This window comes from Pseudoroseomonas sp. WGS1072 (assembly GCF_049340465.1).
GTDB lineage: Bacteria > Pseudomonadota > Alphaproteobacteria > Acetobacterales > Acetobacteraceae > Pseudoroseomonas.
The window spans coordinates 571,136-587,013 of record NZ_JBMPSU010000001.1 but is presented as its reverse complement, the minus strand read 5'-3'; the positions used below and the strand labels follow the sequence as shown (position 1 = coordinate 587,013).

Annotated in this window: 14 protein-coding genes; 10 read left to right on the top strand and 4 right to left on the bottom strand. The window is 70.0% G+C overall.

Annotated features, from left to right (window positions below; genetic code table 11):
* Positions 1-46 precede the first annotated feature (46 nt).
* From ACF3NH_RS02860 to ACF3NH_RS02815, 10 genes are all read left to right on the top strand, one after another.
* Positions 47-1,726: a Na/Pi cotransporter family protein gene (locus ACF3NH_RS02860; RefSeq protein WP_422921784.1), complete on the top strand. Its 1,680-nt coding sequence runs from the start codon at positions 47-49 to the stop codon at positions 1,724-1,726.
* Positions 1,727-1,963: 237 nt separating this feature from the next.
* Positions 1,964-3,877 (top strand): ribonucleoside-diphosphate reductase subunit alpha, encoded by a 1,914-nt coding sequence (locus ACF3NH_RS02855; protein ID WP_422921783.1) that lies wholly within the window; start codon positions 1,964-1,966, stop codon positions 3,875-3,877.
* Between the two features lie 112 nt (positions 3,878-3,989).
* The gene (locus ACF3NH_RS02850; protein WP_198365868.1) at positions 3,990-5,027 is read left to right on the top strand and encodes a ribonucleotide-diphosphate reductase subunit beta; all 1,038 of its coding nucleotides are present in this window, start codon (positions 3,990-3,992) and stop codon (positions 5,025-5,027) included.
* 77 nt (positions 5,028-5,104) lie between these two features.
* Positions 5,105-5,782, top strand: a complete 678-nt coding sequence (locus ACF3NH_RS02845) for an SCO family protein (protein ID WP_198365870.1) — start codon at positions 5,105-5,107, stop codon at positions 5,780-5,782.
* Positions 5,783-5,934: 152 nt separating this feature from the next.
* The gene (locus ACF3NH_RS02840; protein ID WP_198365871.1) at positions 5,935-6,216 is read left to right on the top strand and encodes a hypothetical protein; all 282 of its coding nucleotides are present in this window, start codon (positions 5,935-5,937) and stop codon (positions 6,214-6,216) included.
* Between the two features lie 130 nt (positions 6,217-6,346).
* The gene (locus ACF3NH_RS02835) at positions 6,347-6,982 is read left to right on the top strand and encodes a peroxiredoxin (RefSeq protein ID WP_198365873.1); all 636 of its coding nucleotides are present in this window, start codon (positions 6,347-6,349) and stop codon (positions 6,980-6,982) included.
* Positions 6,979-7,992, top strand: a complete 1,014-nt coding sequence (locus tag ACF3NH_RS02830) for a cysteine synthase A (protein WP_198365875.1) — start codon at positions 6,979-6,981, stop codon at positions 7,990-7,992. The genes ACF3NH_RS02835 and ACF3NH_RS02830 overlap by 4 nt, the downstream gene beginning before the upstream one ends.
* Before the next feature lie 106 nt (positions 7,993-8,098).
* Positions 8,099-9,640 (top strand): acetolactate synthase large subunit, encoded by a 1,542-nt coding sequence (locus ACF3NH_RS02825; protein ID WP_198365876.1) that lies wholly within the window; start codon positions 8,099-8,101, stop codon positions 9,638-9,640.
* A gap of 444 nt (positions 9,641-10,084) precedes the next feature.
* Positions 10,085-10,390: a YciI family protein gene (locus tag ACF3NH_RS02820; protein ID WP_198365877.1), complete on the top strand. Its 306-nt coding sequence runs from the start codon at positions 10,085-10,087 to the stop codon at positions 10,388-10,390.
* A gap of 25 nt (positions 10,391-10,415) precedes the next feature.
* On the top strand, positions 10,416-11,327 hold the full coding sequence (locus ACF3NH_RS02815; protein WP_422921782.1) for a cation diffusion facilitator family transporter: 912 nt from the start codon (positions 10,416-10,418) through the stop codon (positions 11,325-11,327).
* Positions 11,328-11,350: 23 nt separating this feature from the next.
* Here ACF3NH_RS02815 and ACF3NH_RS02810 read toward each other — a convergent pair whose 3' ends face one another.
* The 4 genes from ACF3NH_RS02810 to ACF3NH_RS02795 form a co-directional block, all read right to left on the bottom strand.
* Positions 11,351-12,118: an enoyl-CoA hydratase gene (locus ACF3NH_RS02810; RefSeq protein ID WP_422921781.1), complete on the bottom strand. Its 768-nt coding sequence runs from the start codon at positions 12,116-12,118 to the stop codon at positions 11,351-11,353.
* A 54-nt stretch (positions 12,119-12,172) separates the two neighbouring features.
* Entirely contained in the window at positions 12,173-13,486 is a 1,314-nt protein-coding gene (dgt, locus tag ACF3NH_RS02805; RefSeq protein ID WP_198365889.1) for a dGTP triphosphohydrolase, read from the bottom strand.
* Positions 13,487-13,492: 6 nt separating this feature from the next.
* Positions 13,493-15,037: a D-glycero-beta-D-manno-heptose-7-phosphate kinase gene (gene rfaE1 / locus ACF3NH_RS02800; protein ID WP_198365890.1), complete on the bottom strand. Its 1,545-nt coding sequence runs from the start codon at positions 15,035-15,037 to the stop codon at positions 13,493-13,495.
* Between the two features lie 72 nt (positions 15,038-15,109).
* Positions 15,110-15,805, bottom strand: a complete 696-nt coding sequence (locus tag ACF3NH_RS02795; RefSeq protein ID WP_198365891.1) for a metallophosphoesterase family protein — start codon at positions 15,803-15,805, stop codon at positions 15,110-15,112.
* Positions 15,806-15,878: the final 73 nt, after the last annotated feature.

Sequence of the window (15,878 nt, the reverse complement as noted above, 5' to 3'; positions counted from 1 at the left end):
CCCTGTCCTGCCGCGTGCTTCCCTGATGACAGGAGGATGACGGGAGATGAGCCTGATCGTCGTGCTGATCAGCCTGTCGGGGACGGTGGCTCTCCTGCTCTGGGGCACCCGCATGGTGCAGACCGGGGTGCAGCGTGCCTTTGGCGCCCGGTTGCGGGGGCTGCTGGGCCACGCCCTGAGCAACCGGCTCAGGGCTTTCCTGGCGGGTCTCGGCGTCACCGCCCTGTTGCAGAGCAGCACGGCGACCGGCCTGATGGTCGCGGGCTTCGCGGCCGGCGGGGTTGTGGGGCTGGTGCCGGCGCTGGCGGTCATGCTGGGCGCCAATCTGGGCACCACGCTGATCGTCCAGCTCCTGTCCTTCGACATGGCGATGGTGGCGCCGGCCCTCATCCTGCTGGGCTTCATCCTGTTCCGGCGGGAGGCGCCGCTGCCGCATGACCTCGGGCGGGCGGTGATCGGCCTCGGGCTGATGCTGATGGCGCTGCACCAGCTCGTGGCGCTGATGGGCCCCTACGAAGCCACGCCTCAGCTGCGGGCCCTGCTCGGCCTGATCGCCGCCGTGCCGCTGCTGGATGTCCTCGTGGCGGCACTGATGAGCTGGGCCCTGCATTCCAGTGTGGCCACCGTGCTGCTGATCATGTCCCTGGCCGAGCATGGCGTCGTGTCGCTGGAGGCGGCGCTGGCCATGGTGATCGGGGCCAATCTCGGCAGCGCCCTGAACCCGCTGCTGGAGGGCGGCGGCGGGGACCCGGCCGGGAGGCGCCTGCCGCTGGGCAACCTGCTCAACCGCCTGGTGGGGCTGGCCATCGCCATGCCGCTGCTGGGGCCGGCGGCAGCGCTGCTGGGCGGCGGGTCCGGCGATGCCGGCCGGGCGGTGGCGCAGTTCCACAGCCTGTTCAACCTGGTGCTGGCGGCGCTTTTCCTGCCCCTGCTGACACCCTACGCGGCGCTGCTGCGGCGCCTTCTGCCACGCCGGGAGAACCCCGCCGATCCCGCCCGCCCGCTCTATCTCGATCCCGCCGCGCGGGAGGTGCCGGTGGTGGCGCTGGGCGGCGCGGCGCGGGAGGCGCTGCGGCTGGCGGACCTGGTCGAGGCGATGCTGCGCGACGCGCGGGGGGTGCTGGCGACGCCCGGCGCCCGGCCGGCGGCCGTGTCGCGTCAGGCGGAGGATGCGCTGGACCGGCTGAACCGGGAGCTCAAGACCTATCTCGCGGGGCTCGACACCGAGGAGCTGAGCGAGGCGGACCAGCGGCGGGTGCAGGAGATCCTGCTTTTCGCCATGCATCTGGAGCAGGCCGGGGACGTGGTGCAGGGCGGCTTGCTGCCGCATGCCGACAAGCTCCGCAAACGCGGCCTGATGCTGTCCGCCGAGGGGAGGGACGAGCTTCTCGGGCTGATCGATCGGGTGATCGGCAATCTGCGGATCGCGGCCTCGCTGCTGATGACGGAGGATGCCCGCGCGGCGCGGCTGCTCGCCGCCGAGAAGGCCGCCTTCCGCGACGTCGAGGCACAGGCCACCGCGCGGCATTTCGAACGGCTGCGCGCCGGGCGGCTGGAGAGCCTGGACAGCGGCGGCCTGCATCTCGACCTGCTGCGCGATCTCAAGCTGGTGAACAGCCACGTGGTCGCGGCGGCGGCCTATCCCGTGCTGGAGCGGGAAGGGGAATTGCGGCCGAGCCGGCTGGTCGAGGCGGAGGAGGCCACGGCCGGACCGGCGGCAGGCTGAAAGAAATTTTTTACGTGAGAATGTGTTCGCGGCGCCTGGGAAGGTGGCGGTGGATAACCCTGGCTTTGCCAGATTTTTCCGTGAGTCGCGGCGCGGTGGGTGCTGTGGGCGAAACGCCAGGCAAGCAAATTGTGGGGGGATGTCCTGCATCCGACCCACCAGATATGGGTTGAAGCTCCGGGCGACGCGGTGCAAACCTGCGCCTCACCACACTACAACCCATCAGGGATTCTCGCCGTGTTCGATGCCATTCAGCTTGCCGATGACATTCAGCTCGCGGGGCATGGCCAGGTGCATGTGGACCGGTCGCGGGATGCACTGCTGACCGATTTCGGCAAGGCGACGCTGGACGACCGGTACCTGATGCCGGGCGAATCCTATCAGGATCTTTTCGCGCGCGTGGCCAGCGCCTATGGCGACGACGCGGCACATGCGCAGCGCATCTACGATTACATCTCGCAGCTCTGGTTCATGCCGGCGACGCCGGTGCTGTCGAATGGCGGCACGACGCGCGGCCTGCCCATCTCCTGCTTCCTGAACGAGGCGAATGACAGCCTGAACGGCATTGTCGACCTGTGGAACGAGAATGTCTGGCTGGCCTCCAAGGGTGGCGGCATCGGTTCCTACTGGGGCAACCTGCGTTCGATCGGCGAGAAGGTCGGGCAGAACGGCAAGACCAGCGGCATCATCCCCTTCATCCGCGTGATGGACAGCCTGACGCTGGCGATCAGCCAGGGCTCGCTGCGGCGCGGCTCGGCGGCGGTCTATCTGCCGGTCTCGCACCCCGAGATCGAGGAATTCATCGACATGCGCCGCCCGACCGGCGGCGATCCGAACCGCAAGGCGCTGAACCTGCACCACGGCATCCTGATCCCGGATGCCTTCATGCGCGCCGTCGAGGCGGATGAGGAATGGGCGCTGACCTCGCCCAAGGACGGCGCCGTCATTCGCAAGATCCCGGCGCGCGGGCTGTGGATCCGCATCCTGATGGCCCGCATCGAGCAGGGCGAGCCCTACATCATCTATTCCGACCACGTGAACCGTGCGCAGCCGGAGCACCAGAAGCTCGCCGGCCTGGAGGTCAAGACCTCCAACCTGTGCTCCGAGATCACCCTGCCCACCGGGCGCGACCAGCATGGCCAGGAGCGCACCGCGGTGTGCTGCCTCTCCTCGCTGAACCTCGAGACCTGGTTCCAGTGGAAGGATGAGCCGCGCTTCATCCCCGACGTGATGCGCTTCCTGGACAACGTGCTGCAGAGCTTCATCGACAACGCCCCCGACAGCATGGCGCGCGCCAAGTACAGCGCCATGCGCGAGCGCTCGGTGGGCCTTGGCGTGATGGGCTTCCACTCCTTCCTGCAGGCGCAGAACGTGCCGTTCGAAAGCGTTATCGCGAAGGTGTGGAACAAGCGGATGTTCCGGCACATCCGCGAGCAGGCCGATGTCGCCAGCCGGCAGCTCGCCGAGGAGCGCGGGCCCTGCCCGGATGCCGCCGAATACGGTTTCATGGAGCGTTTCTCGAACAAGATGGCGATCGCGCCGACGGCGTCGATCAGCATCATCTGCGGTGGCGCCAGCCCGGGCATCGAGCCGATCGCGGCCAATGTCTACAACCACAAGACTCTGTCCGGCAGCTTCATCGTGCGCAACCCGTATCTGAAGAAGCTGCTTCAGAAGCACGGCCGCGACGATGACGAGACCTGGACCAACATCACCGTCACGAAGGGCAGCGTGCAGCACCTGGATTTCTTGGACGAGCAGGAGAAGGCCGTCTTCAAGACCGCCTTCGAGCTGGACCAGCGCTGGGTGGTGGAACATGCCGCCGACCGCACGCCGTTCATCTGCCAGAGCCAGTCGGTGAACCTCTTCCTGCCGGCCGATGTGCACAAGCGCGACCTGCACCAGATCCACTTCCAGGCCTGGAAGAAGGGTGTGAAGTCGCTCTACTACTGCCGCTCGCTGTCGATCCAGCGCGCCGACACCATCAGCGAGAAGGTCTCGGCCCAGCCCGCGCTTGGCTTCGCCGCGGCCAACAGCCTGGAGGCCGTGTTGCCGAGCGCGCCGCTTCCCGGTGTGGCGCCGGTGCGCGCCGTGGCCGCGGAGGCGGGCGGCAACGGCACGAATTACGAGGAATGCCTCGCCTGTCAGTGAGACGGGTCTGGCCTTCCACCCCCGACCAAGCCTTTTCCTGACCAGCGATGGCGCCGCCGGCCCGTGATCCGGGTCGGCCGGGCGCCTCGCGTCCAGACGCCGGAGACATGCCATGTCCGCGACCACCGATGCCGCCCCCGAGAGGTTGGACCTGCTGACCGCCAACCCGGTCTACAAGCCCTTCCGCTATCCTTGGGCCTATGATGCCTGGATGACGCAGCAGCGCGTCCACTGGCTGCCGGAAGAGGTTCCGATGGCCGATGACGTGAAGGACTGGCAGAAGAACCTGACCGAGGCCGAGCGGAACCTTCTGACGCAGATCTTCCGCTTCTTCACCCAGGCCGATGTCGAGGTGAACAACTGCTACATGAAGCACTATTCCCAGGTGTTCAAGCCGACGGAAGTGCTGATGATGCTCTCGGCCTTCTCCAACATCGAGACCATCCATATCGCGGCGTATTCGCATCTCCTCGACACCATCGGGATGCCGGAAATCGAGTACACGGCCTTCCTGAAGTACAAGGAGATGAAGGACAAGTACGACTACATGCAGTCCTTCTCGGTCGAGAACAAGACCGAGATCGCCAAGACGCTGGCCGCCTTCGGCGCCTTCACCGAGGGGCTGCAGCTCTTCGCCTCCTTCGCCATCCTGATGAACTTCCCGCGCTTCAACAAGATGAAGGGCATGGGACAGATCGTCTCCTGGTCGGTGCGCGACGAAACGCTGCATTGCCTCTCCGTCATCCGGCTGTTCCGCACCTTCGTGCAGGAGAACCCGGAGATCTGGACGCCGCAGCTGAAGCGGGAGCTGCTGGAGATCTGCACCACGATCGTCGAGCACGAGGACGCCTTCATCGACCTCGCCTTTGAGCTGGGCGGCGTGCAGGGCATGACGGCGGAGGATGTGAAGCTCTATATCCGCTTCATCGCCGACCGCCGCCTGCAGCAGCTCGGCCTCGACCCCCATTACGGGATCGAGAAGAACCCGCTGCCCTGGCTGGACGAGATCCTGAATGCCGTCGAGCACATGAACTTCTTCGAGGGGCGCGCCACCGAGTATTCCAAGGCCAGCACCCAGGGCAGCTGGGAGGAGGCCTTCGCCGACGGTGTCTTCGCCGACAAGCAGCCGGAAGGGCAGCTGCTGCCCTGATCCGTCCGCCGGCCGGGGGGCGGGTGGGACAATCGGTCCCCCTCCGCTTCCGGCGCCGGATCGGCTAAGCAGGCGGGATGCAAAGGCTGATCCGCATCCTCGTGCTCTTCCTGATCCTGGGCCTCGGCGCGCTCTGGGGCGCCGCGGCCTTCAACCGCCAGCCGGGCGAGCCGCTCGGCGATGCCTTCATGCGCCAGGTCGCCGGGCTGATGGGGCAGGAGGCGGCGGTGCCCTCCGTGGGGGGCGTGCAGCTCCCCGAGGGCATGGTGCTGGGCGGCCCCTTCCGCCTGACCGACCAGGAGGGGCGCAGCGTCACCCAGGCCGAACTGGGCGGCGCGCTGATGGTGGGCTACTTCGGCTTCACCTACTGCCCCGACGTCTGCCCGACCGAGCTTGGCGCCATCGCCAGCGCCCTGGACCTGCTGCCCGCGGCCCAGGCCGAGCGGGTCACGCCGGTCCTGTTCAGCGTCGATCCCGAGCGGGATACGCCCGAGCAGCTCAAGGCCTACGTGACCAACTTCCATCCGCGCATGGTCGGGCTGACCGGGACGCCGGAGCAGGTCGCCGAGGTGGCACGCCGGTTCCGGGTCTTCTACGCCAAGGTCAAGCGCCCCGAGATGACCGAGTACCTCGTCGACCATTCCTCCTTCATCTACCTGATCGGCAAGGATGGGCGCGTGCGCATGCTGCTGCGCCCGCAATCGACGCCGGAAGACATCGCCAAGGCCGTTCAGGCGCAGCTCGCGACACTATAGACACAGTTGGGCCTTACATCTTTAAAGGGCAACGCGATCGTGATCACCACCCTGTGCAGCCGGGGCTTTGTCGCGTACATGTCCTTGATGCGAAGCTTGCGTGAGCCCGTGGCGCGCGCGGCACGCCTGCGAAAGCAAGGAGGCTAGGCAGCATGGCGGAAGATTGGTCAGAAGGGCAGGGCGTTCAGGAGCCAGCCAAGGTCCAGCCGGCTCCGCGTCACACGCGTCGGTTGTCGGACAAGATCCTGATCGCCTTCCACCAGGCCTGCGACCAGAGCGACTACGAGGTTGCCGAGGAGCTGCTGCGGATCCTGGAGAAGATGGTGACCCGGCGGCCGAACTCCCCGGACACCAACCGCCGCAAGAACATGGAGAGCCTGGTCGCGGCGCATGAGCGCCTCTGGCTTCTCCGGCATCCGGAGCCGGGCAACTAGACCGTCAATTGACGAATTGAGATCGCGGAATTTCGGGGATCATCTGATATCCCCGTCCTCGGTACGTATTTCAGAATTGATGTTCCGCGCGAGTCGTGATTTCCTTCCTGAACGCCAGGGAGATCGCGGCATGACCCTTCAGCTGGGCCAGACGGCCCCCGATTTCAGCGCCGAGACGTCGGAGGGGCCGATCCGCTTTCATGACTGGGCGGAGGAGTCCTGGGTGGTGCTGTTCAGCCACCCCCGTGATTTCACGCCGGTCTGCACCACCGAGCTGGGCGAGGCCGCCCGGCTGAAGCCGGAATTCGACCGGCGCGGCGTCAAGGTGATCGGCCTCTCGGTGGATACCCTGGACAATCACGCCGGCTGGAACGCGGATATCGCCGACACGCAGGGCGCGGCCGTCAACTTCCCGCTGATCTCCGACGCGGACCGTGCGGTGTCCCACCTCTATGGCATGATCCATCCCGAGGCGGACGCGGCCGTCACGGTCCGCACCGTCTTCGTCATCGATCCGGCGAAGAAGGTACGCCTGACCCTGGCCTATCCACCCTCGACCGGGCGGAACTTCCAGGAAGTGCTGCGGGTGATCGACAGTCTCCAGTTGACGGATCGCCACAAGGTCGCGACTCCGGTGAACTGGCAGCCGGGCGAGCGGGCGATCATCGTTCCCTCCATCCCGGACGAGCAGGCCCGGGAGCGGTTCCCGCAGGGCTGGGAGGCCGAGAGGCCGTATCTGCGTTGGGTGGATGTGGAGAAGGCATGATGCTGGCACCGGTCTCGCAGGCGGTCGAAGGCTTCTGGGGCGCGGTCGGCCGGACGCCGCTGATCCGGCTTCGCCGGGCCTCGGAGGAGACCGGCTGCGAGATCCTGGGCAAGGCCGAGTTCATGAATCCCGGCGGCTCGGTGAAGGACCGGGCGGCGCTCGGCATCCTGCAGGATGCGGTGGAACGCGGCCTGCTGACCCCGGGCCGGCCGGGCACCGTGGTCGAGGGCACGGCCGGCAATACCGGCATCGGCCTGGCGCTCGCCGCCAATGCCCGCGGCTGGAAGAGCATCATCGTCGTGCCCGAGACGCAGAGCCGGGAAAAGCTCGATTTCCTGCGCATGATCGGCGCCGACCTCCGCCTGGTGCCGGCCAGGCCCTATGCCGATCCGGGCAACTACGTCCATGTCTCCCGCCGGCTGGCCGAGGAGCTGGGCGCGGTCTGGGCCAACCAGTTCGACAACCTGGCCAATGCGCGGGCGCACGAGGCGACCACCGGGCCGGAGATCTGGGACCAGACCGGCGGGCGGATCGACGCCTTCACCTGCTCCTGCGGCACCGGCGGGACGCTGGCGGGCATCGCCCGGGCCCTGAAGGCGCGGCATTCCGGCGTGCGCGTCGTGCTGGCCGATCCCGAGGGCAGCGCCCTGGCGCCCTGGGTCAGGAATGGCACGGTCAAGGCGACGGCGGGCAGCTCCATCACGGAGGGAATCGGCCAGGCGGCGCGGGTGCCCGGCAATCTGGACGGCGCGCCGATCGATGGCGCCGAGACCATCCCGGATGCCGAGGCGCTGCGGCAGGTCTTCTCCCTGCTGGTGGAGGAGGGGCTCTCGGTCGGCGGCAGCGCCGGGCTGAACGTGGCGGCCGCGGTGCGCGTGGCGAAGGCGCTGGGGCCCGGCCACACGGTGGTGACCATCCTCTGCGACGGCGGCGCCCGCTATCAGTCCAAGCTCTTCAACCCCGCCTTCCTGCGCGAGAAGGGCCTGCCGGTCCCGCCCTGGCTGGACTGACACGGGTTTTCGCGCCGCCGTATCGGAATGCGATCGCGTCGGGCTTGGCCGCCCGCCGCTTTGGCGTCACCCTGGCCACCGCCGATGGCTGCAAGGGAGAACGCCGGTGAACGGAGCTGAAAGCCTGGTCCACACGCTGCTCAAGAGCGAGGTGGACACCTGTTTTGCCAATCCTGGCACCAGCGAGATGCACTTCGTCGCGGCACTCGACCGGATCCCCGGCATGCGCTGCGTGCTGGGGCTGCAGGAGAACATCGTCACCGGCATGGCCGACGGCTACTGGCGCATGGCGCAGAAGCCGGCGGCCACCCTGCTGCATTGCGGCCCCGGCCTCGCCAACGGCCTGGCCAACCTGCACAACGCCCGTCGCGCCCGCAGCGGGATCGTCAACATCGTCGGCGATCAGGCCACCTATCACCGCCCGCTGGATGCCCAGCTCACCGCCGACACCGAGGGCTGGGCGCGCGGCGTCTCCGGCTGGGTGCGGACCGCGATGGATGCCCGCCGCGTCGGTGCCGATGCCGCCGTGGCGGTGCAGGCCGCGCGGACCTCGCCGGGGCAGATCGCGACCCTGATCCTGCCGGCGGACACGGCCTGGAACGAGGGCGGCGAAGTCGCCGCCGCCCTGCCGGTGCCGCCCGCCCCGGCGCCCGACCCGCATGCGGTGAAGACCGCCGCGCGGGTGCTGCGCGAGAAGAAGAACGTGCTGATCCTGCTGGGCGGCGCGGCCCTGCGCGGCGAGGCGCAGGCTTTCGCCTGGCGCGCCGCCCAGGCCACCGGCCAGCGCGTCATGGCCGAGATGTCGAATGCCCGGCATGAGCGCGGGCGGGGCCGGCTGCCGCTGGAGCGCGTGCCCTATCCGGTCGACCAGGCGATCGAGGCGCTGAAGTGGGTCGAGCACCTGATCCTGGTGAACGCCAAGGCGCCGGTCGGCTTCTTCGCCTATCCCGGAAAGCCCAGCCTGCACTATCCCGAGACCGCCGAGGTGCATGTCCTGGCGCGCTACGAGCAGGACGGGCTGGCGGCGCTCCGGGCGCTGGTCGAGGAGTTGGGCGCGGCCGAGGCGGCCATCCCCGACCCCGGCCCGAGGCCGGAGATCGCCCGCGGCGCGCCGACGCCGGAAGGGCTGGCGCGGACGCTGGCGGCGGTGATGCCGGAAGGCGCCATCATCGCCGACGAGAGCGTCTCCTTCGGACGCGGCTTCTTCAAGGAGACGCACGCGGCGCCGGCGCATGACTGGCTGCAGATCACCGGCGGCGCCATCGGCTGCGGCATGCCGCTCGCCACCGGTGCCGCGATCGGCGCCGGGCGGCAGCGGCGGGTGATCAACCTGCAGGCCGATGGCTCGGCCATGTACACGCTTCAGTCGCTCTGGACCCAGGCCCGCGAGAAGCTGCCGGTGACCACGGTCATCCTCTCCAACCGCAAGTACCAGATCCTCATCGGCGAGTATCAGAATGTCGGCGCCAATCCCGGGCCGACGGCGATGAGCATGCTCGACCTTGGCAATCCCGATCTCGATTGGCTGAAGCTCGCCGGCGGCATGGGGGTCGCGGCGGCGCGGGCCACCTCGCTGGAGCAGTGCGCGGACCTGATGAGCCAGTCCTTCTCCAGCGACGCGCCCTTCCTGATCGAGCTGATGATCTGAACCGGCGGGGCCGGGGGGCCTCGTTCCCCCGGCCCCCGGCAGCCCCTCCGGAGGGCTTGACCCGGCCGCCAGGTCGGTTTAATTGAGAATAACTCGCAGTTGCAGAAGATGAGGTGGAACGCGGTCACGACCGTCCCACCGCGGAACCGGATCCCGCACTACTCTCCCCGGCTCCCCGCCTTCTCTGTCTGACATTGCGGGATCCGGCGCTCCGCCTGCAGGGGAGGCGAAGCGCCGGAAGCGGACCGGGATGAAGCGCGCCGCTCCTCAGGCGCGCTTCCGGCCTGGGGAGCCCGAAGGGGGCGCCACAGGCTCTGTCGATTGGCACGCGGGCAGGGCGTGCCGGTCCCGGTCCGCGCCCCTTCTTCCCGAGGTTGCCGGACGCTTTCCTCTCCGGGCGGGGAGGGGCCAGAATGGGCCGGCCGGCAATCAGGAGGAATCGCCATGCCCTATCTCATCGAAACCTGGGACAAGGCCGACAGCCAGGCGCTGCGCCAGTCCACCCGAGCCGTGCACATCGATTTCCTGGACCGCAACGCCGCCCTGCTCCTGGCCTGCGGCGCCAAGCTGACCGATGACGGCGCCGATGCCGGCGGCGGCCTCTACATCGTCGATGTCGAGAGCCGGGCCGAGGCGGAGGCCTTCATCCAGCAGGACCCCTTCACCCAGGCCGGCCTGTTCGAGACCATCCGCATCACGCGGTGGCGCAAGGCCTATCTGGACGGCAGGCGCCACCTGCCGCCGCGCTGAGCCGGCAGGAGCAGGGGCAGCGGACATGCCGCAGGGCCAGTCCAGGGCGGAGGAGAAGGTGCTCCGCCGCTCCTTCGGCGTCACGCTCGTCGTGGCGGCGGCGGGCGTGCTGTTCGGCCTGCTGTCCGGCTCGCTCTCCATCGTCTTCGACGGCGTCTTCTCGCTGATCGACGCCACCATGTCGCTGCTGGCGCTGTTCGTCGCCCGCCTGCTGGCGCGCGGCGACAGCCGGCGCTTCCAGCACGGCTTCTGGCACATCGAGCCCATGGTGCTCGTCTTCAACGGCTTCGTGCTGATGCTGACCTGCGCCTATGCCTTCCTCAACGCGGTGGGCAGCCTGCTGCAGGGCGGCCGCGACCTCGCCTTCGGCTGGGCCGTCGGCTACGCCGCGGCCATCGCCGCGGTGAGCTTCGCCATGGCCGCCTATGGCCGCCGCGCCAACCGCCGCATCGGCTCGGATCTGGTGGCGCTGGACGTGCAGGGCTGGATCATGGCGGGGACGATCACCGGGGCGCTGCTGCTGGCCTTTCTCGCCGGGCTGCTGCTGGGCCGGGGGCCCTACGCGCATCTGACGCCCTATGCCGATCCGCTGGCCCTGGCGGTGCTGACGCTCTGCCTGCTGCCCGTGCCGGTCCGCACGGTGCGCAAGGCGATGTCGGAGGTGCTGCTGGTCACGCCCACCTCCCTCGACCGCCGGGTGCGCGCCATCCTGGACGAGGTGACGGCGCGGCACGGCTTCCCCGCCTATTCCAGCTATGTCGCCAAGATCGGGCGCGGCCTCTTTGTCGAGGCCCATATCCTGGTGCCGCCCGGCCATCCGCTGGACGGTGTCCAGGGCTTCGACGCCGTGCGGGAGGAGATCAGCACGGCGCTGGGGAGCGACGGGCCGCATCGCTGGCTGACCGTGGATTTCGTCGGCGACCGGCGCTGGTTCTGAAGCGCCCGGCGCCCTTCCGGCCCTCAGCCCTTCCGCGTCAGGGCGCCGCGCATCGCCCGGCCCGGGGCATCGGTCGTGAAGGCCTCGGCGAAGACCGGCACGCTGGCGGCGACGGAGGCCGTCAGCGGCAGCTCCTCCCATTGCCGCAGGAGGGCCTTCTGCGCCGCGATGGCGCGCGGCTCGCATTCCAGGATCGGCGCCAGCGCCGCCTCGACGGCCGAGTCCAGCCCTTCCGGCCCGGCCACCGCGTTGATCAGCCCCCAGTCCAGCGCCGTGGCGGCGTCGATGGTGGCGGCGGTCATCAGCATCCAGCGCGCCCGGCCCCAGCCGATCAGCCGCGGCATCAGCGCCGCATGGATCACGGAGGGAATGCCGACCTTCACCTCCGGCATGGCGAACTGGGCCCCGGGTGCCGCGACGCGCAGATCGCAGGCCATGGCCAGTTCCAGCCCGCCGCCCAGGGCCCAGCCCTGGATGCGCGCCACCACCGGCAGCGGGCATTGCCGCGCCGCCTCGCAAAGCCCGCCCAGGCGGGTGATGAAGGCCTCGGCGGAGGCAGGGTCCAGCGCCGCCATCTCGCGCAGGTCGGCGCCGCCGATGAAGCTGCGCTCGCCCGATCCGGTCAGCACGATGGCGCGCAACCCGGCCTCCCGGCCCAGCAGCCCGATCCCCTCGGTCAGCGCCAGGATCACCGCGGTGCTCAGGATATTGGCCCGGCCGGCCTCATGGATGGTCAGCCAGGCCACCTCGCCCCGGCGCTCGACGGCGCAATGCCGGTTCAGCAGTTCCATGCGTTCCTCCCGCGTTTCGTGCGCCGCCGCGCCGGCGCCGGGCGGCCGGTGCGGCTACAGGCCGCGCAGCCGGGCGGCCAGATAGGCGGCGTAGTTGTCCGTCATGCCGGCGACGAAATCGACGGCGCAGCGGATGGTCTCGCTCGGGCTGTAATCCCGCTTCGGATGATAGTCGCGCATCAGCGACAGGGCCTGCCGTGCCGGGCCGGAGACGCGCTCGACATCGCCCCCGGCCTGGACGAAGGCGAGGCAGGCCTCCAGGAAGACGCTGAGCGTCTTCTCCAGCACGTCGCGCGCGCCGATCTCGAACTCCGCCTTGCGCGGGTGGAAGTAGAGCGTGTCGCGGTTGGTGCGGCGGATGGCGTCGAAGGGCTCCAGGAGGTCCGGCGCGCAGAGGCCGATCAGCGACTGTCCGGGCGCCATCCGGCCTTCCAGGATGGGCTCGCGATGCCGGGCGAAGGCCACCGCCACGGCGCCGATCATCCGGCCGATGGCCTTGGAGCGCAGCAGGGCGACCTTCTGCACCTCGGTGTCCTCGCCCGCCAGCCGGGCGCGGTCGGCCTGGGCGAGGGGAGCGACCAAGGCCTCGTAGTCGCGATAGGGCACCATATCGAGCTCGACCGCGTCCTCGAGATCGGCCAGGCCATAGGTGATGTCGTCCGCCGCCTCCATCAGCCAGACGGCGGGATGGCGCGGATGCGGCCCGTCGAGCCCGCAGCCCGCCAGCACCTCCCCGAAGGCGGCGCGCTCGGTGGCGAAATGGTTGAATTTCACGCCGGGCCGGCCACGCCGCTCGGCCCGCGGGTCGGTCGCGTCCCAGGGGTATTTCAGGAAGGCGCCGAGGCTGGCCAGCGTCAGCTTCAGGCCGCCGCGCTCGCGGTAGCCGTCGGCCCGGGTCAGGATGCGGAAGCCCTGGGCATTGCCGTCGAAGAAACGCAGATCCGCGTCCAGCTCCAGACCGGCGGCGCCTGGCCCCTGCAGCCACTGGGCCATGAAGCCGGCGATCACCTCCTCGCCGGCATGGCCGAAGGGCGGATTGCCGATGTCATGCGCCAAGCAGACCGCCTGCACCAGATAGCCGAGGTCGTCCGGCGTATGGCCGCTGCCGGCCAACTCGGCGGCGCAGTCGGTGCCGACGGTGAAGCCGAGCGAGCGCCCGACCGAGGCCACCTCCAGCGTGTGCAGCAGGCGGTTGCGGACATGCGCGTTGAAGGGCAGGGGATGGACCTGGGTCTTCTGCTGCAGCCGGCGGAAGGGGCGGCTGAAGACGATGCGGTCCTGGTCGATCTGGAAGGCGTTGCGGTTGGCGGCGACGCGGGCGGAGGGCTCGGTGAAGCGGCGGGTCTCGAACAGGCGGGACCAGCGCACCGGCGCTCAGCCCCGCATCCGCGCCACGGTCGCGGTGGTGGAATTGCCCGGCAGCAACTCGGCGAGCTTCACCACCCCGCCCCAGTCCTGCAGCAACTCACCGCCCACCACCTGATCCACGGTATAGTCGGCGCCCTTCACCAGCACCTCGGGCTGCAGCAGCCGGATCAGGTCCAGCGGCGTGTCCTCCTCGAAGATGGTGACGAGGTCGACGGTGGCGAGGGAGGCCAGCACGGCGGCGCGCGCCGCCTCGGGCTGCACCGGGCGGGAGGGGCCCTTCAGCCGCTTGACGCTGGAATCGGCGTTGAGCCCGACCACCAGACGGTCACACCAGGAGCGCGCCTGCTCCAGCAGATGCACATGTCCCGGATGCAGCAGGTCGAAGCAGCCATTGGTAAAGCCGACGCGCCAGCCGCGCTGGCGCCAGCGCTCCACCTGCTCGGCGGCGGCGGCGCGGCGCATCACCTTGCGCAGCGCGCCGCGCTCGGGCGTCAGGGCCTCCAGCAGATCGGCCTCCCGGGCCACCGCGGTGCCGACCTTTCCCACCACGAGCCCGGCGGCGATATTGGCGAGGCGCGCCGCCAGCGGCAGCGGCAGGCCGGCGGCGAAGCCGGCCGCCAGCACGGCGACCACCGTATCCCCCGCGCCCGAGACGTCATGCACCTCGGGGGCCTCGGCCGGCAGGTGATGCACCGCCTCCCCCTCAAGCAGGGTCATGCCGTCCTCGCTGCGCGTCACCAGCACGGCGTGGAAGCCGTGGCGCGCCTGCAGGGCACGGGCGGCGGCGACGATGGCCGCCTCGCTGTCCACCGGCATCTGGGTGGCGAGCGCCAGCTCGGCGCGGTTCGGCGTGATGACATCGGCCCCCGCGTAGCGGGAGAAATCCTCGCCCTTGGGGTCCACGACGACGCGCCGGCCGGCCGCCCTGGCGGCGGCGATCAGCTTCTCCGTCGTGCCGCCGGAGAGCACGCCCTTGCGGTAGTCGGAGAGCACCATGACACTGGTGGCGGCCACGGTGTCGGTGGCGATGCGGATCAGCCGCTCGGCCAGCCGCTCATGGATCGGCCGCGCCACCTCCTGGTCGGCGCGCAGCATCTGCTGGCCGGCGGCGATGAAGCGGGTCTTGGTGGTGGTGATGCGCCCGCCCTGGACCAGCAGCCAGGGCTCGACGCCGGGCTGGCCGCCGATCAGCCCGGTCAGGTCGCTGCCCGCCTGGTCGTCCCCCACGACGGAGAGGAAGGCCACGGCGGAGCCCAGCGCCGTCAGGTTGCGCACCACATTGCCCGCTCCGCCCGGCATGGCCAGCTCCCGCTCCACCGTCAGCACGGGGACGGGCGCCTCCGGGCTGATGCGGCGGACATGGCCGTAGACGTAGCGGTCCAGCATGGCGTCGCCCACCACGAGGACGGAGGCGCGCTTCAGCTGCCGCACCGCATCGGCCAGATCCGGCTGGGTGCCGGGGCCGGGCCGCGGATCGTCCTGCGTGTTCGGCCGGGGAGCATCCGGCAGGGGTGCGTCCGGCAGGGGGGAGGGGGGCACGGGGCCTTGCATCGGCAAGGGCCTAGCGCAGCCCTGGCGCTGCACGCAAGGCGCCCTGGCGGCCCGGCCTCCGGGGCGGCGGCCTCATGCCGAGAGAAACCGCAGGCTGGCGGCGTCCAGCGCCAGGGCGGTGAGGGCGCCTCCGGCCACCGCGCCGGTGTCGATGCCGATTCGCCAGCGCCGCAGTTCCGGGGCCCGGGAGGGGGTATGGCCGTGGACGACGATGCGCGGCAGCGGCCGGGGCCAGGAGAGGAAGGGCTCGCGGATCCACATCAGGTCCAGCTCGCGCTGGCTCTCGAGGGCGCGACGCGGGTCGATGCCGGCATGGACGAAGAAATAGTCGCCCGCCGACCAGGACGGCCGCAGGCCGCGCAGCAGCGCCAGATGCGCCTCCGGCAGCACCAGGCGGCTGTCCTCGGCGCCGTAGCTGGCCAGGGTGGCGTCGCCGCCATTCCACAGCCAGAGATCCTCGGCCACCGTTCCGGGCCCCGCCGTCAGGGCGTCGAGCATCATCGCCTCGTGATTGCCGCGCAGCAGAATCCATTCCGCCCCCGCGATCGGCCCGGGCCCGGCGAGGCGGTCGAGCACCGCCGCGCTGGCCTCGCCGCGATCGATATAGTCGCCCAGATGGACGATGGCGCAGCGCGCCGCCGGGCGGTCGCGCCAGTCCCGCGCGATGCGGGCATGCAGGGCCTCCAGCCGGTCGGCGCAGCCATGCACGTCGCCGATGGCGTAGACGCGGAGGCCGTCCGGCAGCAGGCCGGGGGCGGGTAGATCCATGACGATGAAGCCCCCAGGAGACAGCGGCGCCAGCGTGGCGCCGCCGCATCATGCGCCCGCGGCGGCGGGGGTT